Annotated in this window: 19 protein-coding genes; 2 read left to right on the top strand and 17 right to left on the bottom strand. The window is 68.2% G+C overall.

Annotated features, from left to right (window positions below; genetic code table 11):
• Positions 1 to 27: 27 nt before the first annotated feature.
• The 4 genes from ACLB90_RS06545 to ACLB90_RS06560 all read right to left on the bottom strand — a co-directional run bounded on the left by ACLB90_RS06545 (position 28) and on the right by ACLB90_RS06560 (position 4,380).
• Positions 28 to 1,551 carry an ATP-binding protein gene (locus ACLB90_RS06545; RefSeq protein ID WP_411852171.1) on the bottom strand — a complete coding sequence of 508 codons (1,524 nt, stop codon included), beginning with the start codon at positions 1,549 to 1,551 and terminating at the stop codon, positions 28 to 30.
• Between the two features lie 4 nt (positions 1,552 to 1,555).
• Positions 1,556 to 1,996, bottom strand: a complete 441-nt coding sequence (locus ACLB90_RS06550) for a response regulator (RefSeq protein ID WP_017354409.1) — start codon at positions 1,994 to 1,996, stop codon at positions 1,556 to 1,558.
• Positions 1,993 to 3,813: a sensor histidine kinase gene (locus tag ACLB90_RS06555; RefSeq protein ID WP_411852172.1), complete on the bottom strand. Its 1,821-nt coding sequence runs from the start codon at positions 3,811 to 3,813 to the stop codon at positions 1,993 to 1,995. Before ACLB90_RS06555 ends, ACLB90_RS06550 begins: the two co-directional genes overlap by 4 nt.
• Positions 3,814 to 4,011: 198 nt before the next feature.
• Complete coding sequence (locus ACLB90_RS06560; RefSeq protein WP_411852173.1) at positions 4,012 to 4,380, bottom strand: BON domain-containing protein; 369 nt, start codon at positions 4,378 to 4,380, stop codon at positions 4,012 to 4,014.
• A 175-nt stretch (positions 4,381 to 4,555) separates the two neighbouring features.
• On the opposite strand from ACLB90_RS06560, the gene ACLB90_RS06565 reads away from it, so the two are divergent.
• Positions 4,556 to 5,599 (top strand): oxidoreductase, encoded by a 1,044-nt coding sequence (locus tag ACLB90_RS06565; protein ID WP_411852174.1) that lies wholly within the window; start codon positions 4,556 to 4,558, stop codon positions 5,597 to 5,599.
• A gap of 9 nt (positions 5,600 to 5,608) precedes the next feature.
• On the opposite strand, the gene gnd is transcribed toward ACLB90_RS06565, so the two are convergent.
• The 8 genes from gnd to ACLB90_RS06605 all read right to left on the bottom strand — a co-directional run bounded on the left by gnd (position 5,609) and on the right by ACLB90_RS06605 (position 14,409).
• Entirely contained in the window at positions 5,609 to 6,517 is a 909-nt protein-coding gene (gnd, locus tag ACLB90_RS06570) for a phosphogluconate dehydrogenase (NAD(+)-dependent, decarboxylating) (protein ID WP_411852175.1), read from the bottom strand.
• 3 nt (positions 6,518 to 6,520) lie between these two features.
• On the bottom strand, positions 6,521 to 7,774 hold the full coding sequence (locus tag ACLB90_RS06575) for a hypothetical protein (RefSeq protein ID WP_411852711.1): 1,254 nt from the start codon (positions 7,772 to 7,774) through the stop codon (positions 6,521 to 6,523).
• 40 nt (positions 7,775 to 7,814) lie between these two features.
• A complete protein-coding gene (locus ACLB90_RS06580) occupies positions 7,815 to 8,453 on the bottom strand; it encodes a DUF2242 domain-containing protein (RefSeq protein ID WP_411852176.1) in 639 nt (212 codons plus the stop codon).
• Positions 8,454 to 8,803: 350 nt separating this feature from the next.
• A complete protein-coding gene (locus ACLB90_RS06585) occupies positions 8,804 to 10,981 on the bottom strand; it encodes a carboxy terminal-processing peptidase (protein ID WP_411852177.1) in 2,178 nt (725 codons plus the stop codon).
• Positions 10,982 to 11,323: 342 nt separating this feature from the next.
• Positions 11,324 to 12,334, bottom strand: coding sequence for a lipoyl synthase (gene lipA / locus ACLB90_RS06590; protein WP_136005127.1), 1,011 nt, complete (start codon positions 12,332 to 12,334; stop codon positions 11,324 to 11,326).
• Between the two features lie 18 nt (positions 12,335 to 12,352).
• Positions 12,353 to 13,060 (bottom strand): lipoyl(octanoyl) transferase LipB, encoded by a 708-nt coding sequence (gene lipB / locus ACLB90_RS06595; RefSeq protein ID WP_411852178.1) that lies wholly within the window; start codon positions 13,058 to 13,060, stop codon positions 12,353 to 12,355.
• The gene (locus tag ACLB90_RS06600) at positions 13,048 to 13,326 is read right to left on the bottom strand and encodes a DUF493 family protein (RefSeq protein ID WP_017354322.1); all 279 of its coding nucleotides are present in this window, start codon (positions 13,324 to 13,326) and stop codon (positions 13,048 to 13,050) included. Before ACLB90_RS06600 ends, lipB begins: the two co-directional genes overlap by 13 nt.
• Before the next feature lie 93 nt (positions 13,327 to 13,419).
• Entirely contained in the window at positions 13,420 to 14,409 is a 990-nt protein-coding gene (locus tag ACLB90_RS06605) for a CsgG/HfaB family protein (RefSeq protein WP_411852179.1), read from the bottom strand.
• Positions 14,410 to 14,725: 316 nt separating this feature from the next.
• Between ACLB90_RS06605 and ACLB90_RS06610 the strand changes: the two genes are divergently transcribed.
• A complete protein-coding gene (locus ACLB90_RS06610; protein WP_411852180.1) occupies positions 14,726 to 15,799 on the top strand; it encodes a lipid A deacylase LpxR family protein in 1,074 nt (357 codons plus the stop codon).
• Between the two features lie 102 nt (positions 15,800 to 15,901).
• On the opposite strand, the gene ACLB90_RS06615 is transcribed toward ACLB90_RS06610, so the two are convergent.
• The 5 genes from ACLB90_RS06615 to mrdA all read right to left on the bottom strand — a co-directional run bounded on the left by ACLB90_RS06615 (position 15,902) and on the right by mrdA (position 23,338).
• Complete coding sequence (locus tag ACLB90_RS06615; RefSeq protein WP_411852181.1) at positions 15,902 to 17,116, bottom strand: D-alanyl-D-alanine carboxypeptidase family protein; 1,215 nt, start codon at positions 17,114 to 17,116, stop codon at positions 15,902 to 15,904.
• 107 nt (positions 17,117 to 17,223) lie between these two features.
• Positions 17,224 to 18,537: a septal ring lytic transglycosylase RlpA family protein gene (locus tag ACLB90_RS06620; protein ID WP_411852182.1), complete on the bottom strand. Its 1,314-nt coding sequence runs from the start codon at positions 18,535 to 18,537 to the stop codon at positions 17,224 to 17,226.
• Positions 18,534 to 19,679 carry a lytic murein transglycosylase B gene (gene mltB / locus ACLB90_RS06625; protein ID WP_411852183.1) on the bottom strand — a complete coding sequence of 382 codons (1,146 nt, stop codon included), beginning with the start codon at positions 19,677 to 19,679 and terminating at the stop codon, positions 18,534 to 18,536. Before mltB ends, ACLB90_RS06620 begins: the two co-directional genes overlap by 4 nt.
• A 474-nt stretch (positions 19,680 to 20,153) precedes the next feature.
• Positions 20,154 to 21,266 (bottom strand): rod shape-determining protein RodA, encoded by a 1,113-nt coding sequence (gene rodA, locus ACLB90_RS06630; protein ID WP_411852184.1) that lies wholly within the window; start codon positions 21,264 to 21,266, stop codon positions 20,154 to 20,156.
• Positions 21,263 to 23,338 (bottom strand): penicillin-binding protein 2, encoded by a 2,076-nt coding sequence (mrdA, locus tag ACLB90_RS06635; RefSeq protein ID WP_411852185.1) that lies wholly within the window; start codon positions 23,336 to 23,338, stop codon positions 21,263 to 21,265. The genes rodA and mrdA overlap by 4 nt, the downstream gene beginning before the upstream one ends.

Below are 23,338 nucleotides of genomic sequence, written 5' to 3' on the forward strand. Positions count from 1 at the left end.
GGTACCGACCACTGGTCGGTACCCCCCTTACGCGGTTTCCAACGCCTCGGCGACCGAGCGGAACACCTGCTGCATTTCCAGCGGCTTGCGCAGCACGTGCACGTTGATGGCCGGCGGGAACACCGCCAGCGGCACGGTCACGTCGGCCTCTTCCAGCACCAGCGCCGGCCCACGGTAGCCCAGCGAGGCCATCTCGCCGAGCAGATGGCTGGCCGAGAGCAGCTTGGAGCCGGCATCGGCGATCACCAGCGCCGGCATCGCTTCCTGCTGCATCCAGCGCAGCGCAGCCGCACCGTCGGACGCCAGCTGCAGGTGGTAGCCCTGGCTGGACAGCGCGTTGCCGAGCAGCGACAGGCGCGTGGCCTCGCCGTCGACCACCAGGATCGACTGGCCGGCACCGGCGGCGATCGGCCCGTCGATGGCCTCGTGCGGCACCGCCAGCTCCTGCATGGGCAGCAGCAGATCGAAGCGGGTGCCTTCGCCGGGCACGCTGTGCACATGGATGCTGCCATGCACGCCTTCGATGATGCGCTTGCACGAAATCAGGCCCAGGCCGGTACCGTTGGCCTTGGTGGTGAAGAACGGATTGAACAGGTGCGACAGCGTCTCGGCGTCCATGCCGGTGCCTTCGTCGGTCACCGAGATGCGCAGCCAATCCTCGCCCTGCCCGTCCGCGCCCGCGTCCGCTGCCGCGCGCAGGGTCAGGCGGCCGCCACTGGGCATGGCCTGGATCGCGTTCAACGACAGGTTCAGCAGCACCTGCTGCAGTTCGGTGTAGTTGGCATCCACCGCCAGGCCTTCCTCGGCCACGTCCAGCTGCAGGGTCACCTTGTCGGGCAGGTTGCTGCGCAGCAGCAGTTCGACCGCCTCGAACAGGTGGGCAATGCAGATGTGCTCGCTCGGCTTGCGCGAGCCGCGCACGAACGACAGCATCGACTCGGCCATCTCATGGCCGCGTCGGCCGCACTCGGCGATCACGTCGGCCAGGTGGTGCAGCTGCGGATCTTCGGTACGCGCCTTGAGCAGGTCCGGCATGATCAGCAGCGGCTGCAGGATGTTGCGCAGGTCATGGCTGAGGCCAGCTGCGAGCAGCGACAGGCTTTCCAGCCGCTGGGCGCGCATCAGCTCGGCTTCCACGCGCTGGCGCTCGATGGCGCTGCGCGCCTCGCGCACGGCCCGTGCCACCGCCGACGGCAGTCGCGCCGGCTGGTGCTTGATGATGTAGTCGTTGGCGCCCTGGTGCAGGGCGGCCACCGCGTTTTCCTCACCCATCGTGCCGGACACGAAGATGAACGGCACGTCCGGGCTGGCGGCGCGCACGATCTGCAGCGCCTCGTTGCCGGAGAAGCCGGGCATGCTCAGGTCCGAGAGGACGATGTCCGGCAGGAAGCGCTCCAGCGCCTCGCGCAGTTCATCGGCGCTCTCGACCCGCTCGAAGCCGGCCTCAAGGCCCGCATCGAGCATCTGCTCGCACATCAGTTCAGCGTCTTCCGGCGAGTCCTCGACCAGCAGGACTCGCAGTGCACCCAACGCAGGGCCGGTCAGCGGCATGGGATTACTCGAGTTCCGGAGCCTGGTTGATGACGGCCCAGAACTTGCCCAGGGTCTGCACCGCACCGAAGAACTGGTCCACGTCCACCGGCTTGACGACATAGGCGTTCACGCCCATGTCCCAGCTGCGCGCCAGATCGCTTTCCTCGCGCGAGGACGACAGGATCACCACCGGCAGGCGCTTGAGCTCGTCGGTGTTGCGGATTTCGCGCAGCACTTCCAGGCCGTCCATGCGCGGCATTTTGATGTCCAGCAGCAGTACCGCCGGCAGGCCTTCTTCGCGGTTGGCGAAGGCGCCGCGACGCAGCAGGTAATCCATCGCTTCCACGCCGTCTTCGACGTGCACGATCGGATTGGCCAGACGGGCTTCTTTCAGCGCGTCGACAGCCATCTCGGCGTCGGCGGGGCTGTCCTCGGCGAGGAGGATGGTTCGGAGAGCGGTCATGCGGCAGAGCCCTTGTTGATTGCGTCGAGTGCAGGAGGAAGCAGGAAGTGGAACGTGGCGCCCTGGTCGACCACCGACTCGGCCCAGATGCGGCCGCCGTGCCGGGTCAGCACGCGGCGCACACTGGCCAGGCCAATGCCCGTACCGGGGTAGTCGCTGGCCTTGTGGAGCCGCTGGAATACCCCGAACAGCTTGCCGGCGTAGGCCATGTCGAAACCGGCGCCATTATCGCGTACCGAGAACAGGTGGCTGCCATCAGGCTGCAACTTGTAGTCGATCTCGATCCGCGCCGGATCCCGGGTGGAAGAATACTTGATTGCGTTGCCCAACAGGTTCAGCCAGACCTGCCGCATCATGTTCTCGTCGGACACGATGATCGGCAGCGGGGCGATCGACCACTCGACCTGGCGCGACACGCCGCTGGCCTCGGACTCGCTCTGCAGGTTGGCGTCCAGCATCGAGCGGGTATCGGCCACCAGCGACTGCATGTCCACCGCCTGCAGGCGCATCGCCGCCCGGCCCAGCCGCGAGTAGACCAGCAGGTCGTCGATCAGCGCGGCCATGCGCCGCGCCGAGTTGGAAATGACCCCGAGGTAGTGCTGGCTCTTCTCGTCGGCCTGGTCGCCCAGGTGGCGGGTGAGCTTGTCGGAGAAGCCGGCCACATGCCGCAGCGGCGCGCGCAGATCGTGCGAGACCGAATAGCTGAATGCTTCCAGTTCGCGATTGACCTCCGAGACCTGCTCGACCTTGCCTTCCAGCTGGCGGTTCAGCTCTTCCACGCGCTGCTGCACGGCACGCTGCACGGTGACATCGCTGACGGTCATCAGTACGACTTCGTCGTCCTTGTCCGGCAGCGGCATGCGCCGTGCGTTGATCAGCATCGTGCGCGACACGTCGTCGGCGGTGCGCTGCTCGTGTTCGTAGTCCCACAGTTCGCGGCCACGCACCAGCACGTCGGTCAGGCGCTGGCGCACCACCGCATCTTTCCACGCCCCATCGCCAACGCTGTCCAGCGCCATGCCGTCGGGCGAATCGGCCTCATCCAGGCCGTACAGCTCGGCGAACGCGGGGTTGTGCATCTGTACGCGCAGCTGGCGGTCCAGCAGCACGATCGGTTCACGCACGGTGTGCAGCACCGAGGCCGCGCGCGCCGCCGAGCGCAGCGACTGCCGTTCGGCGCTGACACGGTGGCCGATCTGCCGGTGCAGCAGCCACAGCACCAGCCCCAGCAGCAGCAGCTGCACGACCAGCGCACTCCACGACACGATGTCGCTCTGCCGCTGCTGCCTGGCGAGGGTCTCGGTGCGTTGGGCGAGCAGACGTTCCTCGTGCGTCTGCAGCTCCTCGACCAGGTTGCGGATCGGGTAGCGGGTGGTCATGTCCTGCACCAGCTGGCGCTGGTCGGATGTGGGCGAGGAGCGCGCCAGCTGCTTGGCCAGCTCCATGCGTCGCTCCAGCATCGACTCGATGCGCCCGATGCGCACCAGCTGGTCGGGGTTGTCCTGGATCAGCACCGCCAGCTTGGACAGCCGCGTGGGAATGTCGTTGGCCTGGGCCAGGCGCTCGCGCAGTCCGGGGGCATCGATGCCCTTGGACATCGTCAGCGCGGCCGATTCCACATCGCGCACGTCGGCCTGCAGCTGGTACAGCGCCACGCCCACTTCCTGGGTATGGCTCACCCATTTCATCGCGTTGGCGTTTTCCTGCTCCAGCTTGCGCAGCGTCAGCCACGGCACCACGATGATGGCGATAGCGGCCAGTCCCAGTGCCGGCAAACGCCAGCGATCCCAGATTTCATCACTGAAAACCAGTGCCATAGTCCCTCGTCAGCTCACTGTGCCGTGACCGGCCATGCGCACCCGCGGCAGGCCGTCAAGCGCGCCACACCTGCGGTGGCGGAATGGCCAATATACCCCACCCCATGTGTGAATACGGCGACGGGGCCGGTTTGATGAACGCGTAAAAAAGGGCGCGCCAGATGGCGCGCCCCTCGGGTGCGACGATGTGCGGACCGCTTAGCGGGCAGCGGCCACCTTCAGCGCGCTGGCATCGACGCGCTTGACGCCCTTGATGCCCTGGGTCACGCGGACGGCCTTGTCATGCTCGGCCTGGCTGGCGACGGTGCCGCTCAGGGTCACCACGCCGTTGACCGTCTCCACCTTCACTTCGGTGCCCGGCACGTTCTTGCTGGTGAGCAGGTCGGTCTTGACCTTGGTGGTGATCCAGCTGTCGGTCACCGGTTCGGCGGAGTCATGGGTATCGGCATGGGTCATCGCTGCCGCGTCGGTGCTCTTGGGCGGGGTCTTGGCCATGACCGAGGACGCGCCCAGCACCATACCGAAGGCCAGCGAAGCAGCAAGCAGATTACGGGTAGTAAGGGTCATCTCGGATGTCTCCTGCGGGTTAGTGACCCCAGTGTCGGTGCAGGGCCGTGTGCAGGACGTCGCTGCGGCATAACGCTGCCGTGAACCGCTCAGCTTCCTGCACCACCGTTCAGATTTCCGTGCGTCGCGCGCAGCCGGTACCCTCTGCATTCCCCCCCGTTTCGTGGAGTGCGGCATGGCGACCGGGTTGAATGTCGCGTTGATCGGCTACGGGCTGGCCGGTCGCGTGTTCCATGCACCGTTGATCCGGCACACCCCCGGACTGGTACTGCACGGCATCGCCAGTTCGCAGCGCGACCGCCTGCTGCGCGAGTTCACCGATGTGCGCATCTGCGCCGATCCGCAGCAGCTCTTCGACGATCCCGCCGTCGATGCGGTGGTGATCGCCACGCCCAACGACACCCACGCCAGCCTGGCCCACGCGGCGCTGGCCGCCGGCAAACACGTATTGGTGGACAAGCCGTTCGCACTGTCGGTGGCCGAGGCCGAATCGATGCTGCACGCGGCCGGCGTTGCCGAGCGCGTGATCACCGTCTTCCACAACCGCCGCTACGACGCCGACTTTCTGACCCTGCGCCAGCAGTTGGCCGATGGCCATCTGGGCGAGGTTGCCGAATGTCATTCGCACTTCGACCGCTACCGGCCGCAGGTGCGCGAACGCTGGCGCGAAGGCGATGGCCCCGGCGCCGGACTGTGGATGGACCTGGGCCCGCACCTGCTCGACCAGATGCTGCAGCTGTTCGGCTGGCCGCAGGCGATCAGCGTGGATCTGCTGGCCCAGCGCGTGCACGCACGCAGCGACGATTACTTCCACGCGGTGCTGCAGTACCCGCGGCACCGCGCGATCCTGCACGCCGGCTCGCTGGTGGCGGCCAGCACGCTGCGCTTCGCCGTGCATGGCAGCGCCGGCAGTTGGCTCAAGGAGGGGCGCGATGTGCAGGAAGACCAGCTCCGCCGCGGCATCGCGCCGGGTGCACCCGGCTGGGGCATCGACCCGGTGCACGGGCACCGCGTGGTGGTCGATGCCGATGGGCAGCCACACCGCAGCAGCGTGGACAACGTGGCGGGCGACTACCGCGCCTGCTACGCCGCCTTCCGGGATGCGATGCAGGGCCACGGCGAGCCACCGGTCAGCGCTGCGCAGGTGCTGCAGGTGATGCGCCTGCTGGATGCCGGCCAGCGCAGCGCGGCCAGCGGCAGGCGCATCGCCCTGGACTGAGCCGCCGGCTCAGCCCTTGGGGTGGATCGCGTGGCCACCGAACTCGTTGCGCATCGCCGCCAGCAGGCGATCGCTGAAGGAGTTCTTCTCGCGCGAACGCAGGCGTTCCAGCAGCGACAGCGTGATCACCGGCGCGGGCACGTCCAGGTCGATCGCCTCGGCCACCGTCCAGCGGCCTTCACCGGAGTCCTCCACGTAGGGCGCAATGCCGTCCAGCTGCGGGTTGCGGCCCAGCGCATCGGCACTCAGGTCCAGCAGCCACGAACGCACCACGCTGCCGTGCTGCCACGCCCTGGCGACCTCGGCCAGGTCCAGGTTGAAGTCGGTCTTGTGCTGCATCAACGCGAAACCTTCGGCGTAGGCCTGCATCATTCCGTACTCGATGCCGTTGTGGACCATCTTGCAGAAATGGCCGGCGCCGCTCGGCCCCACATGCGCCCAGCCGCGGTCAGCCGCCGGCGCCAGCGTGCGGAAGATCGCGCCGATGCGCTCCACTGCGGCAGCATCGCCGCCGATCATCAGGCTGTAGCCTTCCTGCAGGCCCCACACGCCACCGCTGGTGCCGCAGTCCACGTAGGTCACATCGTCGGCCAGCAGCTGCGTGGCGCGCCGCATGGAATCCTTGTAGTACGAGTTGCCGCCGTCGATGACCACGTCACCTTCGGCCAGGTGCGGGGCGAGCGCGGCCAAGGTCTGGTCCACCACTTCGCCGGCAGGCACCATCAGCCACACCACGCGCGGAACCGGCAGCGCGGCTAGCGCATCGGCCACCGACGCGCTGACCTCGAAACCGCGCGCAGCCGCGCTGGCGCGCGCGCCCTCACCCGGGTCCACGCCGATCACGCGGTGCCCGCCGCGATGCAGCCGCTCGGCCATGTTGGCGCCCATGCGCCCCAGTCCAATCATTGCAATGTCCATCAATCACCTTTGCTCAGCTTGCGAATTCGTGAGGGAAGCCGGTGCGCCGGCCGCGCACTGCCGCAAGCGTGCGTCGATCCAGCGCCGGTACAGCGTGGTATGCAGATTGTGCAGCCCCAGCTCGATCGCGAACGGCGTACGCGGGTTGCGGTCGAGCAGGCGGGCCACGTGATACCCGATGGGACGTATACCGCGTGGGTGCACATAAATCAGGAACTCCCGGTAGAACGGATCGTCCAGCAGGGCGTCCAGTTCAGCCAGCAGCGCGCGCTTGTCGTCCGGCACCTCGCGGCGCGCGATCGGATCGCGCTCGACCAGCAGCCGCTCGAAGCGGCGTGGACCGGGGCCGGGCAGCTGCGTGGCCAGCGCCCAGATGCGCCGGTTGACCGCGTCGTAGTGGGCGAAACCGCCGTGCTCGCGCAGCGCGCGCGCCGCCGCCTCGCCGACATCCACCACCACGAAGTTTTCGGCCTGGTTGTTGATGTCGTCCAGGTACTGGCGGTCGAACACATGCTCGATGAAGCCGGGTGCGCCGACGAACGCCTGGCGGCCGCGCTGCGCAGTCAGGCGGGCCTTGCCGTCGGCAAGGAAACGGCCGGCGTGGCGGCCGAGCAGGATGCTGTCGGTGTCGTGCAGGGTGAGGAATGTACCGATCGACAGCTCGCCCGGAGCGAACTCCGCATCGAAGGCGGCATCCCCGTACAGCTCGCGCTGGGTGGCCAGCTGTGCGACCTGGCGCCCTACCCCGCATTCGGCGCGTACGCGGCCGCTGTAGAACGCCTGCAGCGCCGCGCTGTTGCCCGCGGCCGGCTGGTAGCCGCGGCCGAAGCTGCGAACCCCCTCCCAACCCTGCGCCTGCGCGCCGCGCGCGCCGAAACCGATCCAGCCCAGCTGCAGCGCGGAGAAGCGGAAGCCGTCGTTGGCCTCAAGCCGGCTCGTGGCCCGGCGGGTCGCCTGGCCCAGCACAAACGCATAGGCGCAGACCGTGGCGGGGTCGTCGAACAGGCCGTGCAGGAAGCCGCTGCGCTCGGCCTCGTTCCAGCGCGCGGGCAGCTGCACGCGCAGGTCGCCGGCGGCCTGCGCCTGGGCCAGATCGGCCCGCTCGCAGACCGGCCCACCGTGGACAAGGGGAGCGGCGATGTCGGCCACCTCGATGCGCCACCCCAGTCCGGTCAGCAGCCCCTGCGTACAGCCGTCGGACGCGCCGGACGCCAGCGCAGGCCCCAACAGGCCCATCAGCAACGCGGCCCGCGGCATCCACGGGCTGGGCAGTCGAACGTTCACCCGACGCGCCTGCTCAGCCCGCGTCCGCCGGGGTCTCTGTGGCCGGCACCGGCGATGGCGCCGGTTCGGGAGGCGGCGGTGCGGCAGGACGGGGCGCCGGTACCGGCTCGACCGGCGCCGGCGGCGGTGCGGCCGCTGCTGCGGGCAGGTACTGCTGCAGGCGGTCGAAGAAGCGCTTGTAGAAACCGGCGTCCTGCACCGTGCTGCTGGCCACCTTCACCAGCGAGTCGTCGTTGCTTCCGAACGGCAGCGACACCGAACCGATCGCACCAACGCCAACGCTGGCCGAGGTGGGGCTCTTTTTCAGGGCGTAGCGGTCCTGCACGGCACTGACGAACACCAGCGCCTGGTCGCCGCGCGGCGCGCAGGAAATCCGCAGCACCAGTTGCTCGTGTTCGTCTTCGCGCGGCTGGAAGTTCTTGTTGCCTTCCACCGCATCGCTGTCGGCCCGGGCGATGGCATAGCCCTGGCTGAGCAATGTACGGCGCGCCGCTTCGCAGGCATGTGCCGCGTCGCCGGGCACGCTGCGCGAATAGGTATCTCCGGAATCGAAGGATTCGCGGATCAGGGTGCTGTCGGCGGCGCGGCCACCGCAGGCGGTCAGGACGGACGCGGCGAGCAGGCCGGCCGGAAGTGCGAGATACAGCCGCATGGACGCTCCTGCAGGATCAGACTCCGCCCAGCATAGTCCTGCCCGCGTAAGCGCCGGGTTTACACCGCACGCAGGAGCCCCCGCATTGCGCCCCCGTTCACCGGCGCAACCACCCGGGTAGAGCCGACCGTTGGTCGGCTTGCCCCTCGTAGAGCCGACCTCTGGTCGGCTGGCGCCCTCGTAGAGCCGACCTCTGGTCGGCTTGCGCCTTGGTAGAGCCGACCGTTGGTCGGCTTGCGCGCACGGCGCGCGGGGTGTTTGGGGTTATCGGTGCCGGGCCGGAGAGCAGCCGACTAGAAGTCGGCTCTACGGTCGGCTCTACGATCGGCCTTTACGGGCGCCTTTCGCCGTCAGTCGGCCCAGCGGCCCGCCGCGGTGGACTGCGGCAGTACCTGCGCCGACAGCGGGCGGTCGGCTTCCAGCAGGTTCACCGCGTCGGCAAGGATCGAGGCCGATTCGCGCAGCAGCGGGTCCGGACGCTTCTCGGCAGCCTTCTCGCGCGCGGCATCCTTGACGATGTCGCGCTCGTTGCCGGTCAGACCGTCATCGTTGCTGTCGTCGGCCAACGGATCCAGGTCCAGGCCCAGTTCCTTGCGGATCGCCTGGCGCTGCTTGCGCTGGGCGTCCTGCTTCTCGCGTTCGGCACGGCGCTCGCCTTCATTGAGCGACACGTACTTCTTGGCAGCCTCGGCGCGGAACTGCGCCACGTCCTCGTTCCACCACTGGAATTCCTTGTCCACGGCGATGCGCGCGGCATGGCGGGTTTCCAGCTTGGGCAGCAGCGGGCCGAAGTTGCCGTACTGGGTGTGCGGCACCGCAGCGATGCGGGTCCACGGCAGCGCGTTGTCGTAGGTGCTCTCGCCGTACTCGCTCGCATCCACGCTGGCCGGGAAGGCCAGATCCGGAACCACACCCTTGTGCTGGGTGCTGCTGCCGCTGACACGGAAGAACTGCGCGATGGTGAGCTTGACCTGCCCGAAGCGCTGGGTTTCCCCGCTCGGCCAGCGGTCCAGGTCCACGATGTTCTGCACCGTGCCCTTGCCGAACGTGGTCTCGCCGATCACCAGGCCACGACCGTAGTCCTGGATGGCGCCCGCGAAGATTTCCGACGCCGAGGCCGAGCCACGGTTGATCAGCACCGCCAGCGGACCGTCCCAGGCCACCGCTGCGCTGCGGTCGCTGTTGACGGTGACGCGGCCGCCGGATTCGCGCACCTGCACCACCGGGCCCTGCTCGATGAACAGGCCGGTCAGTTCGATCGCCTCATCCAGCGAGCCGCCACCGTTGTTGCGCAGGTCCAGCACCACGCCATCGAGCTTGTCGGCCTTGAAGCCGGCCAGCAGCTTGGCCACGTCGCGGGTGGCCGACGCGTAGTCGGCGGCGTTGCGGCGGCGGCCTTCGAAGTCCTGGTAGAAGGTGGGCAGCTTGATCACGCCAACCTTGCGCGCCGGCTCGCCATCCTTGCCGGGAATGGTCAGGGTCTCGCCCTTGGCGGCCTGCTCGGCCAGGCGGACCTTCTGGCGGGTCAGCACCAGCGTGTGGTGCTTGCCGTCCACGCCCTCTTCGGCCGGGATGAACTCCAGGCGCACCTGGGTGTCCTTCTTGCCGCGGATCTTGGCCACCACATCATCGATGCGCCAGCCGATCACATCTTCCAGCGGACCGGACTTGCCCTGGCCGACACCGACGATGCGGTCGCCCGGCTTGAGCGTGCCGTTCACTGCAGCCGGACCGCCGGCGATGATCTCGCGGATCACCACCATGTCGTCCTGGCGCTGCAGCTGCGCGCCGATGCCTTCCAGCGACAGCGACATCGCCTGGTTGAAGTTCTCGGCCGTGCGCGGGGTGAAGTAATCGGTGTGCGGATCAACCGCACTGGTATAGGAATTGAGGAAGAACTGGAACACGTCCTCGCCCTTCAACTCATTGACCGACTTTTCCAGCGTGGCGTAGCGCTTGTCCAGCGTCTTGCGGATCTCGGCGGTCGGTTTGCCGGCCAGCTTCAAGCGCAGCCAGTCGTTCTTGACCGACTTGCGCCACAGCTCGTCCAGCTCGGCATCGCTGGCCGCCCACGGCACGTCCTTGCGGTCGTACTCGAAGCGGTCCTGGGTGCTGAAGTCGAAATCCTGCTTGAGCAGCTTGCGCGCATACGCCACGCGTTCGCCGACGCGCTGCTTGTACACGGCAAACACCTGGAACGCCGGCTCCAGCTCGCCCCCGCGGATCGCCGTGGCGATGTTCGCCTCGAACGGCGCGAAGCGCGTGACGTCGGCCTGGGTGAAGAACTGCTTGCTGCCATCCAGCGCTTCCAGATAGCGCTTGAACACGTCCTTGGAGGTGGCCTCATCCAGCGCGCGCGGCCGATAGGCGTAGCGGCTGTCGGACAACAGTCCGTAGACCAGCTTGGAGGTGGTCGCCTGGTCGGCGGTGGCCGCCGACGGCAGCGCCGGCGAATCGGCGTATGCAGCCAGCGCCAGCGGCGCGGTGAGCGCCAGGGCCAACAGGAATGCGGGGGCTTTGAATTTCATGGACGAGCTCGTGGCACCTTGCCAAGGAGAAGACTGCGTGCGGATCAGACCACACGACAGTGCCGAAAGTTGCGGGGTTTGTCATCCACCCGGCGCAACAGGGATTTCCAGCCTAAACCGGGCCCTGTAGCAAATTGTGAATGGCGCGTCTGGTCCGCGGCGGCACACTCTGGCGGCCGGAGCGGTTGGCCCCTGGCAGCACCGATGGCGGCCTGGAGGCCACGATCAAGCCGCCAGGGATGGGTTCACGGGGTGTCCTGATCCGGGCCGGCCGTCCCCGGCCAGCCAATGGCCGGGAGGCGTCGCGCCGTCGGCAATCGAAGCACTGCTCGGCGTCGGCGGTCAGGCGACGCCGGCGCCCTTGGCCTGCACGTCGGCGTGGTAGGACGAACGCACCATCGGGCCGGATGCCACGTGGCTGAAGCCCAGCTCGTAGCCGTAGACCTCCAGCGCCTTGTAGTCCTCCGGGGTCCAGTAGCGCAGCACCGGGTGGTGGTGCGCGGTCGGCTGCAGGTACTGGCCGATGGTGATCATGTCCACGTCGTGGGCACGCAGATCGCGCATCGTGGCGCGCACCTGGTCCAGGTCCTCGCCCAGGCCCAGCATGATGCCGGACTTGGTTGCGATCGACGGATGCTGCGCCTTGAAGTTCTTCAGCAGCGTCAGCGACCACTGGTAGTCCGCACCCGGGCGCACGTTGCGATACAGGTCCGGCACCGTTTCGATGTTGTGGTTGAACACATCCGGCGGATTGGTGGCCAGGATGTCGAGCGCCCGCTCCATGCGGCCCTTGCCGCGGAAGTCCGGGGTCAGCACCTCGATCCGGGTGTTCGGCGATGTGGCCCGGATCGCGCCGATGCAGTCGGCGAAGTGCTGGGCACCGCCGTCGCGCAGGTCGTCGCGGTCCACGCTGGTCACCACCACATACTTCAGGCCCATGTCCGCGACCGTCTGCGCCAGGCTGGCCGGCTCATTGGCATCCGGCGGCTTCGGCCGGCCGTGGGCCACGTCGCAGAACGAGCAGCGGCGCGTGCAGACTTCGCCCAGGATCATGAACGTTGCCGTGCCGTGGCTGAAGCACTCGTGGATGTTCGGGCAGCTCGCCTCCTCGCAGACCGTCACCAGACGGTTCTCGCGCAGCTTGGCCTTCAGCGTCTGCACGGCGTTGCCCGACGGAATCCGTACGCGGATCCACGATGGCTTGCGCAGCACCGGTGCATCGGCGAACTGCACCGGCGAGCGGCCGATCTTGTCACCGCCCAGCTGTTTGACCCCGGCCTGCAACGGCGCGGCGGACGGCGTGTCGCCCTGCACGACCTGCAGGGGAATGATGCGAGCGGTGGTTTCAGTCATGGCCTTGGTCGGCGGCGTTCAGGCCGCGTCTGTCAGATCGGGCAATTCGGTGGCGGGCTGGAGGTCCAGGCCGAACTGGCGGGCCAGATGGCCCAGCAGCACCGGCGTGACGGCCGCCATGCCGGACGGTCCCCCCAAGTCTATCACCGAGGTCACCTGCAGCCCTTGATAGCCGCAGGGGTTGATGCGGCGGAACGGCTCCAGGTCCATCGCCACGTTGAAGGACAGCCCGTGGAATGTGCAGCCACGGCGGACCCGGATGCCCAGCGCGGCCACTTTGGCACCGCCCACATAGACACCCGGCGCGCCGTCCAGGCGTTCAGCGCCGATATTCCATTCGTCCAGCGTGTCGATGATCGCCTGCTCGATCCGGCAGACGTAGTCGCGCACGCCGATGCCCAGCCGCCGCAGCTGCAGCAGCGGGTACACCACCAGCTGGCCGGGACCGTGGTAGGTCACCTGGCCGCCGCGATCCACGTGCAGCACCGGGATGTCGCCGGGGGCCAGCACGTGCTCGTCCTTGCCGGCCTGACCCAGCGTGAACACCGGGTCGTGCTCGACCACCCAGAGCTCGTCGGGGGTGTCGTCGGTGCGTGCATCGGTGAAACGCTGCATTGCGTGCCAGACCGGTGCGTAGGGCTGGCGGCCGAGGTCGCGGACCCATGCCGGCTGCGCCGGCCGGGTCCCCGGCGCCGTCGCGGTGGAGCAGGCGCCTACAGCGTCCACTTCACTTCCGGGTGATCGCGCAGGGCGGTGTGGGCGGCGTCGTACTGCTCGCGGTTGTCGGCCTTGAACACCAGCCGCACCGACACATACTTGCCGTTGGACGAGTGCTTCCAGCTGACCCGCTCGGTCAGTACTTCAAGACCGGCCAGCTCAAGCAGGCGCGGCAGTTCGCGTTCCAGCTCCTTGCCAGCCGCGCCCATGGCGCTGAGTTCGAACTGGCCGGGGAACTGGAAGCCGTGGTCGGGGTTGTCAGACTTGATCTCCATGCGCCCATTATCGGGTCGCAGGGCACCAAACCCAAGAGGCTGCGTGAATGCAATGGAAGGTGACGGCCAACCGGCCGCCACCTCCCGGCCGGATCAACGGGCCAGTTCCATCAGGGTGGCGTTGACCCAGCCCTTGTTGCCCATTTCATCTTCCACTTCCCACATGGCGCCCTCCTTGTTGCCGGTGGGATACAGCAGCATGCCCGGCTCCAGCGAGCGCACGGCCGCGCCGGTGCCCTTGGCATTGGCCAGCAGACGGCCCGGCTTGAGCATGGTCACAGCCTGGCTGACATTGGAGGCCGCCGGGTTGCCGGACAGGCCGCCGAGCTCGGCCACCATGTTGGTGTACGCCTGCAGGTAGGCCAGCGTGATCACCTGGCCGATTTCGGTGTTGGCATAGCCACCCACGCCCATGCCGCCCAGGCCACCGCCGCCGAACAGGCTGCCGCGGGCACCCCAGCTCAGGTCGGTCTTCTTGGAATTGCCTTCGACCACGGCCACCTGTTCGGAGGAGCGCACGTCGGTCAGGCTCAAGGTCACATTGGCGGTCTTGCTGCGCAGGTTGAGGCCACTGGCCACCGAGCCCGCCTTGCTTCCCACCAGGCCACTGATCAGGCCGCCGATGGCACTGCCGCCCGCATCGCTGTTCTGCGAGATCAGGTCGGGAATCAGCACGTAGTCGGCCGCCCGCATCTGGCCCTTGCCGATGTTGGAGCGGCCGCGCAGCTCACCTTCGGCGGCCAGGGCGCGCTCGGCCTGGGAGGCGGCCAGGCCCACGCCACGATCCACCAGCGTGAAGCACTTGGACTTGCTGACGAACACCTTGATCAGGCGGGACGGGGCCGGCAGCTGCTCGCCGCTCCACCAGTTGACCACGTCCTCCGGCTCGATCACCGCGATCGTACCGAGGGGCTTGGTGCAGACCGGAATCTCGGCCTGGCCGGCCTTGCTCTGTTCCTGGGCCGAGGCACGGCTGCCGAAAGCGTCACGCAGGCCGGCCGATGCCGGGGTGCTGAGGGCCATCAGCCCTGCGCCCAGCGTGGCGTAGGCCAGCAGATGGGCGAGCGAATGCGATTTGATCATCTGTGTCATCCAGCGCTCCCGTTGAAGGCCAAGCGCGATCCATGGGTTGAGAGAAGCCTGCCTGCGCAGACTCGAAATCCTTGACGGCGTCCCCAGACGCCACGCGGGAGAATATGGCAAAGGCCTCCCAACCACAACGGGAGCTGACTCACCGACGCCGCCAATGGCCGCAGCGCCGCGGGTGGCGGCCGCAGGCACGGCCGCTGGCGGGACACCCTGCGTTTCGAAACAGACCAGTGACGGTGGCGTAGTCGATCCGGCCTACCTCTGGCTGTACCGTATGCCGCAAAAGACGACAGAAAGAAGCCGCTTCCCCATGCCCGTGAACCCCAAGCGCAACGCCGCAGCACTCGCCATGTCCGGCCTTCTGGCCTCCACCCTCTCCTTCGCCGCCCATGCCGCCCCCGCGTGCGGCCCCGACGCGATGCGCGAGCATCCGCCGCAGGTGAACTTCCGCGTCGACAACGATCTGTTCGGCGGCAAGGACCAGGACCAGGGATACACCAACGGTGCGCAGCTGACCCTGGTCTCGCCCAACCTGGTCGACTACACCGACGACCCCTGCCTGCCGCGCATGGCGCGCTGGGTCAACCAGCACCTCGAATCGCTGCACCCCGGCGAGTTCGAACAGCAGAACATGATCTTCAGCCTGGCCCAGGGCATCTTCACCCCGACCGATTTCACCCGGAAGGACCTGATCGAGGACGACCGCCCCTATGCCGGCGTGCTGATCGCCAGCTTCGGGTACAACGCGCGCCGTGGCGACCGCCTGCAGACCACGCAGCTCTCGCTGGGCGTGGTCGGCCCGTGGGCGCAGGGCGAACAGGTGCAGAACGCGGTCCACGAGCTGCTCGGCGACGAGAAGTTCCAGGGCTGGGACAACCAGCTGCACAACGAACCGGTATTCATGCTGACCCACGAGCGCATGCGCCGCTGGCCCGGCGATGCCAGCCTGAACGCCGGCGGCTGGGGGTGGGATGCCATCAGCCACTACGGCGGCGCCGTGGGCAACCTGGCCACGCACCTCAACGGCGGTGCCGAGGTGCGCTTCGGCTGGAAGCTCCCCGACGACTTCGGCAGCACGCCGCTGCGCCCGGCCGGCGAGAACACCGCCCCCACCCGCGGCGGCAAGCCCAGCGGCTGGTCCTGGCACCTGTTCGGCACCAGCGATGTGGCCTGGGTGATCCGCGACATCACGCTGGATGGCAATACGTTCCGCAACAGCCACAGCGTGGACAAGCGCCACGTTGTAGGCCAGCTCGGCTACGGCCTGGCGGTCATGCGTGGCCGCTGGAAATTCGCCCTCGCCCGCTACCACAGCACCCGCGAGTTCGACGGCCAGAAGGAAGCGCCGGTGTTCGGCAGCTTCACCATCAGCCGCTCGCTCTAACGCGCGCCCACCGGCAGGTGCCGACCGCTGGTCGGCACAAAAAAAGACCGGCTTCCGCCGGTCTTTTTTTTCAGCTGCCGACCCACGGCCGGCGCTGCTGCGTTATTCCGATTCCCACCACATCCAGAAGCTGTCCCACAGGCGCTTGAAGAAGCCGGCTTCTTCCACTGCCGCCACGGCCACCAGCGGGGCCTGCGCGACCACCTTGCCGTCCAGCATCACCTTCAGCGTGCCGATCTGCTGGCCCGCGGTGAACGGCGCCTCCAGCGTCTTGGGCACATCGATGCTCGGCTTCAGGTCGTTGTAGCGGCCACGCGGCACGCTCACCAGCAGCGGCTGGGCCACGCCCAGCTGCACGTTGTCGGCCTTGCCCTTCCACACCTTGTGCTCGGCCACGACCTTGCCCGGCTCGTACATGCGGTGCGTTTCGAAGAAGCGGAAGCCCCAGTTCAACAGCGCCAGGCTGTCGTCGGCGCGCTGCTTCTCCGAGCTGCCGCCCAGCACCACCGCGATCAGACGCTGATCGCCACGCTGCGCCGAACTCATCAGGCAGTAGCCCGCTTCGGACGTGTGGCCGGTCTTGATCCCGTCCACGCTCTGGTCGCGCCACAGGAGCAGGTTGCGGTTGGGCTGGGTGATGTTGCCCACGGTGAATTCCTTCACCTTGTTGTAGGCGTAGGTCTCCGGGTAGTCGCGCACCATCGCACGGCCCAGCAGTGCCAGGTCGTACGCGGTGGTGTGGTGGCCCGGCGCGCTCAGACCGTGCGCGTTGACGAAATGCGAGTCCTTCATGCCGATCTTGGCGGCGTAGCTGTTCATCAGCGACGCAAAGGCTTCCTCGCTGCCGGCCACGTGCTCGGCCAGCGCGATCGCGGCATCGTTGCCGGACTGGATGGCCATGCCCTTTTCCATGTCTTCCAGACGCGCGGTCTGGTTGACCGGGAAGCCGCTGTAGCTGCCATCGGTACCGGCGCCACCTTCGCGCCAGGCGCGCTCGCTCATCATCACCTGGTCGTCGGGACGGACCTTGCCGTTCTTGACCTCGGCGGCGACCACGTACGAGGTCATCACCTTGGTGATGCTGGCCGGGGCCAGCTGCACATTCGCGTTCTCACCGGCCAGCACCTGCCCGGTCGCGTAGTCCATGAGGACCCACGCCTTGGAAACGCTCGGCACCGGGGCCGGCGGGGTGGCTACCGTCGCCGGGGCAGCCGCGGGTGCGGGCGTCGGCGCCGGGGTGGGCAGGGGGGTCTGGGCGGAAACCAGGCCCACGAACAGGGTCGTGGTCATGGCAACGGCGGCAAAGCGGAATTTCATCGGACAGCAAGCTCCTGGAGGGCGCCAAGGGGAGATGGAAGGACAACGGGCATTGTAGGCCCACGGAGCGTAGGCACGCGGCGCAGACCGCGTGCCGGGTGTGAAGGTCAGTCCTTGACGATCTGCGGGGACCCGAATCCCAGACCGGCGATGCGGCCGGCAAGTTCCGAGGCGCTGGCATGGTCGGGCGCCGGCACCCGCAGGCGCCACAGGGTCCGGCCGCCGCTGACGATGTCGCTGATGCTGGCGCCGGCGATACCCGCGGAGGACAGCTGGCCCAGCGCGCGGGTGGCGTTGTCGCGGCTGGCGAAGCTGGCCACCTGCAGCAGCACGCTGCCCAGCACCTGCTGCGGCAGGCTGGCGCCGGCGGCCGGGCGTGCCGGTGCGGCGGCCACGGGGGTCGGTGCCCGGGGGGCGGCAGGCGGCAGCGCGGCCACACTCACCGGCGCGCTGTCGGTCGGTGCGGCCTGGGTGGCGGCCGGCTTGCCGGTGGCCACGCGCACCCCGTTGTCGCGCATCCAGTTATCGAAGTTGTCCGCGTTGCCCGGCTTGGCGCTGTCGGCGACACGGTAGCGGTAGGCCTCGGCGCCGGCCTTGGGAGGCGTGCGGGCGCTGGCGGCAGCCGGCAGCTTGCCGACCAGCGCGTCCATCTCGCTGGCCTTGGCTGCAGCGGCCGCGTCGCGGCGCTCGCGCCGCGACGGCTTGTCGGCCGAGGCCAGCAGGTTGTCCTCGCCCGGGCTCAGCGCACGTACCTCCACGTTGCCGGTGCCGCGCTGGGTGATGCCCAGACGCACCGCAGCGGCGTAGCTGAGGTCGATGACCCGGCCGTCATGGAACGGGCCACGATCGTTGACCCGCACGATCACCGACTCGCCGTTGTCCAGGTTGGTCACCCGCGCGAAGCTCGGCAGCGGCAGCGTCTTGTGCGCGGCCGTGAAGGCGTACATGTCGTACACCTCGCGGTTGGAGGTCAGGCGCCCGTGGAACTTGGCGCCGTAGTACGAGGCGGTGCCCTTCTCGGCATAGCCGCCGGTCCTGTCCATCACCTCGTACTGCTTGCCCAGCACCACGTACGGCGATTTGTTGCCCACCGGCGAGCGCGGCAGGTTGACCACCTCCGGCTCGGGAATGCAGGCGACGTTCGGAATGTAGGTGGGGGTGCTGTCATTGACGCCCGGTTTGTACAGGCCACCGGCGCGGTAGTCCCCGCGCGTGGACGGGTCCTCGGCCGCCGCCGCGTACGGCGAACCGTCGGGGCAATGCGCCGGACGCCCGCCCTTGCCCTTGCCCTGCACCACCGTGCCGGCGGGCTTGCCGCCCCCGATGCCGGCGGCCGGCTTCTTCGGCGCACTGCTGCAGGCGGCCAGCGCCAGTATCAACATCCCCGGGATCAGCCATCTGAAGCGTGCGAATGCGTTCATGCCGGCGGCAGCTCCTGTCCGGCGATGGCCTGGGAAAGCTGGTACACGGCCATCGCATACATTTTCGAGAGGTTGTAACGGGTGATCGCGTAGTAGTTCTGGAAGCCCAGCCAGTACTGCTTGCCGGTGCTGGCTTCCAGCGTGATCGGGGTTGCGGTCAGGCCGGCGGCGACCGGCACGCTCGGCTGATAGCCACGCTGGGCCAGATCGGACAAGGTCCAGGTCGGGGCCCACTCGGTGGGATCGAACGGCTCGCGCCCGGCCTGCAGGGTGGCCGGCACCGCGACCGGACCGCCGCGCACCCAGCCGCCCTTCTTGACGAAGTAATTGGCGATCGAGGAGAACACGTCGTCGTAGCTGTTGAACAGGTCGCGGCGGCCATCGCCATTGCCGTCCACCGCGTAATCCAGGTAACTGGACGGCATGAACTGGCCCATGCCCATCGCGCCGGCGTAGCTGCCCTTGATCGAGAGGATGTCCAGCTTCTCATCGCGGGTCAGCGCGAACAGACGCGCCAGTTCATCGCGGAAGAACAGCTCACGGCGCACCTCGCGCTCCAGCTTGGCCGGGTCGCCGCTGCGCGGATACTTGAAGGCCAGCGTGTACAGCGCGTCGAGCACGCGATAGCTGCCGGTGTTGCGGCCGTAGCTGGTTTCCACGCCGATGATCGCCACGATCACTTCGGCCGGCACGCCGGTGCGTTCCTGCACCCGCATCAGTTCGCCGCGGTGTTCGGCAAGGAAGGCCCGGCCGCCGTCGATCCGCGCCTGGCTGATGAACATCGGCCGGTACTCGTTCCACGGCTTGACCCGCTCGGCCGGGCGCGACATCGCGGCGATGATCGGATCGCGGATCTGCGCCTGGGCCAGGGTGGCCTCGATCTGCGCGGCGGGAATGCCGTAGCGGGCGGCGGTATCGCGGACGAAATTGGCGCGTGCGACCTCGAACGGCACCGGGGTCAGGTCCACCGGCGGCGCGGTCGCTGCGGCCGCTTCGGGCGCGGCTTCGGCCGGACCCTTGTGCCCGTGGGCGGGCTTGTTCGGAGCACCCGAGGCCTGCGGCGACGGGGCGGGAGAAGGCGGCTGGGTCGCGCAGGCGACCAAACCGAGCGTGAGCATGCAGGCCAGAGTGCGTCGAATCATCGAGGCAGGTTAGCAGGTCATGGATGAATTAAAACCCCTAACACCATGAATCACAACGAATTGCGGCGTCAACTCATTCGCCGGTTCGAGGGTTCCCCATTCATCTGGACCGATGGCCGGCCGTAAGGTCTTGCCGGTTGCGTCCCCATCCCCGCAGACGCAACCGGCCAAACCGACCAGGTCGGCACCGGCGCGGCGCGCATCTCCCCAGCGCGCGCCTCGCCCCATGTGCCCATGAGGTCAACTGCTCCCCGCCAAACTCCCCTGCGCATCGCTTGGCTCGACGCGTCTTTGCTGGCGGGCCGCCATTGTGCAGGCCGATTGCGACAAGTCCATTGATCAGGATCAAGTCGCATCGTATCTGTGCGCCACTTCTCACTTTTTATGGGATTCGTTGACGACGCGTCCACTGGCAACACCTCGCCATGCGCTCGCCGGCCGCCCGGCACCGCCTGCGCCACGGGCGTCTTCGGCTCAGCCGTAGCCGCCGTGCACCGGGTTGTAGGTGCGCGCGGCCATCACCAGGCCGAAGCCGGCCAGCAGCGATACCGCCGAGGTGCCGCCGTAGCTGATCAACGGCATCGGCACGCCGACCACGGGCAGCAGGCCGGAGATCATCCCGCCGTTGACCAGCACGTAGACGAAGAACGCCAGGCCGGTGGCACCGGCCAGCAGCCGCGAGTAGGAGTCGCGCGACTGGCTGGCGATCCACAGGCAACGCCCGATCACCACCAGGTAGAGCGCCAGCACGACGGCCACGCCGATCCAGCCGAATTCTTCGCTGAGCACGGAGAAGGCGAAGTCGGTGGTCTGCTCGGGAATGAAGTTCAGGTGCGACTGCGAGCCCTGCCCCCAGCCCTTGCCATCGAAGCCGCCCGAACCGATCGCGATCTTGGACTGGATGATGTTCCAGCCCGCACCGAGCGCGTCCATTTCCGGGTCCAGGAACATCATGATGCGGTCCTTCTGGTACGGCCGCAGCAGCCAGATCCAGGCCACCGGCGCGGCAGCGGCCACGCCGCCGACGGCCACGCCCACCCACCACCACGGCAGCCCGGCCAGCAGCAGCACGAACGCGCCGCTGGCCGCGATCAGCACACCGGTGCCGAAGTCCGGCTGCAGCATCACCAGCCCGGTCGGCACGCCGATGATCACCGCGCTGACCATCACCGTGGAAAAGCGCGGCGGCAGGGGCATCTTGTGCAGGTACCAGGCCACCATCATCGGCAGGCTGACCTTGAGCAGCTCGGCCGGCTGCAGGTAGAACAGTTTCAGGTCCAGCCACTGTCGGCCGTACTTGCCGGTGCCAAGCACGAACACCGCCAGCAGCGGAATCATCGACACGGCATAGATCAGCGGCGTGGCCGACCGGATGCGCAGGATCGGCACCCGCGAGATCGCCCACATCGCGGCCAGACCGACCACGAAGCGCGCGCCCTGCGCGAAGACCAGGCCATCGCCGCCGGCGCTCTTGAGCACCGCCAGGCCGATCAGCATCAGCGTGCCCAGGGCCAGGCACAGCACCCAGTCCAGGGTGCTGAAGAACCGCACGGCCATGTCGGTGGCCCAGCGCAGGAACACGTTCATCGGCTGCGCTCCGGCGCGGTGGGCGGTGCGGCGGCAGGCGGTGGCGGTGCACCCGGCAGCGGCGCGGGCAGCGGCGCAGGCTCGGGCGCGGCAGGCACACCCACCTGCACCGGCAGCAGTTCCAGCGTCGCAGCAGCGGCATCGCCGGCCTGGCGCACGTTGAGGTCGCCGCCGTCGAAGGCGGTGATGCCGATCGCGGTGGTGCCGCGCTCGCTGTCCAGCGGCTCCAGGCCATCGGGCATCTTGCCCAGCAGCCAGGCATCGAACAGCTTGCGGGCGATCGGCGCGGCCGCCGAGCCGCCGTAGCCGCCGCCTTCCACCGCGATGGCCAGCGCGATCACCGGGTTTTCGGCCGGCGCGAAGCCGACGAACAACGACCGGTGGCGCAGGTGCAGCGGCAGGCTCTTGGGATTGACGGCCGCAGTGCCGCGGCGGCTGATCACCTGCGCGGTACCGGTCTTGCCGGCGATGGTGTACGGCGCGCCGGCGGCCGCGCGCGCGCCGCTGCCGCCCGGGCGCATGGTCCCCATCATGCCTTCGCGCACCGCCTGCAGATTGCTGGCGTTGGGGCTGATCGGCTTGGTCGGGCCGGCTTCCACGGCGGTCCACTCGGCGTCGAAACCATCGCGCTCCTGCATCACCAGGTGCGGCGTGCGCAGTTGGCCGTCGCCGATGCCGCCCACCCCATGCACCAGCTGCAGCGGGGTGACCTTCCAGTCGCCCTGGCCGATGCTGACGTTGACCGTGTCGCCCGGGTACCAGCGCTCCTTGCGCGCCTTGTACTTGTTCTGCGGCGAGGGCAGGATGCCGCCGATCTCGCCGGTCAGGTCGATACCGGTGGGTGCACCGAAGCCGTAGTACCCCATGTACTGGTCGAAGCGCTCGATGCCCATGTCCAGCGCCAGCCGGTAGTAGTACGTGTTGACCGACTGGGTGATCGACTTGCGCAGGTCGGTCCAGCCATGCCCGCCGCGGTTGGCATCGCCCCAGCCACGCGAGGTACCCGGCAGGTAGAACATGCCGGTGGACAGGATCTTGTCTTCGGGCTTGCGCACGCCGCTGTCCAGCCCGGCCAGGCCGATCAGCGGCTTGATGGTCGAACCCGGTGCCACGCCACCCAGTACCAGGCGGTTGAACTGCGGCCGCGAGGGGTTGTCGTTGAGGGCCTTGAAGTCGGCATGGGAGATGCCGTTGACGAACAGGTTGGGGTCGTAGGATGGCAGGCTGACCATCGCCAGCACTTCACCGGTGCGCGGGTCCATCGCCACCGCCGCACCTTCGAAGTCGCCGAAGGCGGCCACCATCGCGCGCTGCAGGTCGGTGTCGATGGACAGGCGCAGGTCGCTGCCGGACTGCGCGGCGACGCGGCCGATGGTGCGGATGGCACGGCCCTGCACGTTGGTTTCAACCTGCTCGTAGCCGACCTTGCCGCGCAGCTGTGCTTCGTAATAGCGCTCCAGCCCGGACTTGCCGATGTGGGTCAGCGCGGCGTTGCCCTCGCCCAGCATCTCCAGGTCCTTGTCATCCACGCGGCCGACGTAGCCGATGATGTGCGCGAACAGGTCGCCGTACGGGTAGCGCCGGGTCAGGTAGGGCTCCAGCTCCACGCCCGGGAACCGCCAGCGGTCCACCGCGAAGCGCGCCATTTCCTCGTCGGTGACGCGCAGTTTCAGCGTGACCGGAAGGAAGCTGCGACGCGCCTTGCGCGACTTGTTGAAGGTCTCGATATCTTCCGGGCTCAGGTCCAGGATCTTCGCCAACCCGGCCAGGGTGGCATCCATGTCCTTGACCTTGTCCGGGGTGATGTCGAGCCGGAACGCCGGCACGTTCTCGGCCAGCAGCCGGCCGTTGCGGTCGTAGATCATCCCGCGCCCGGGCACCACCGGGCGCGGCTTGATCCGGTTGGCTTCCGAGCGCGTGGCGTAGATGTCGTGGTCGAGCACCTGCAGCTTGAAGTACCAGGCGCCCAGTCCGAACAGGCAGACCAGCACGCCGAGGAAACCCAGCGCGGCACGGCGCCGGAACTGCTCGGCTTCGGCATGGGGGTTCTTGGCCTGGCGGCGCATGTTCAT

The sequence above is a fragment of the Stenotrophomonas sp. LGBM10 genome (assembly GCF_046736075.1).
Classification (GTDB): domain Bacteria; phylum Pseudomonadota; class Gammaproteobacteria; order Xanthomonadales; family Xanthomonadaceae; genus Stenotrophomonas.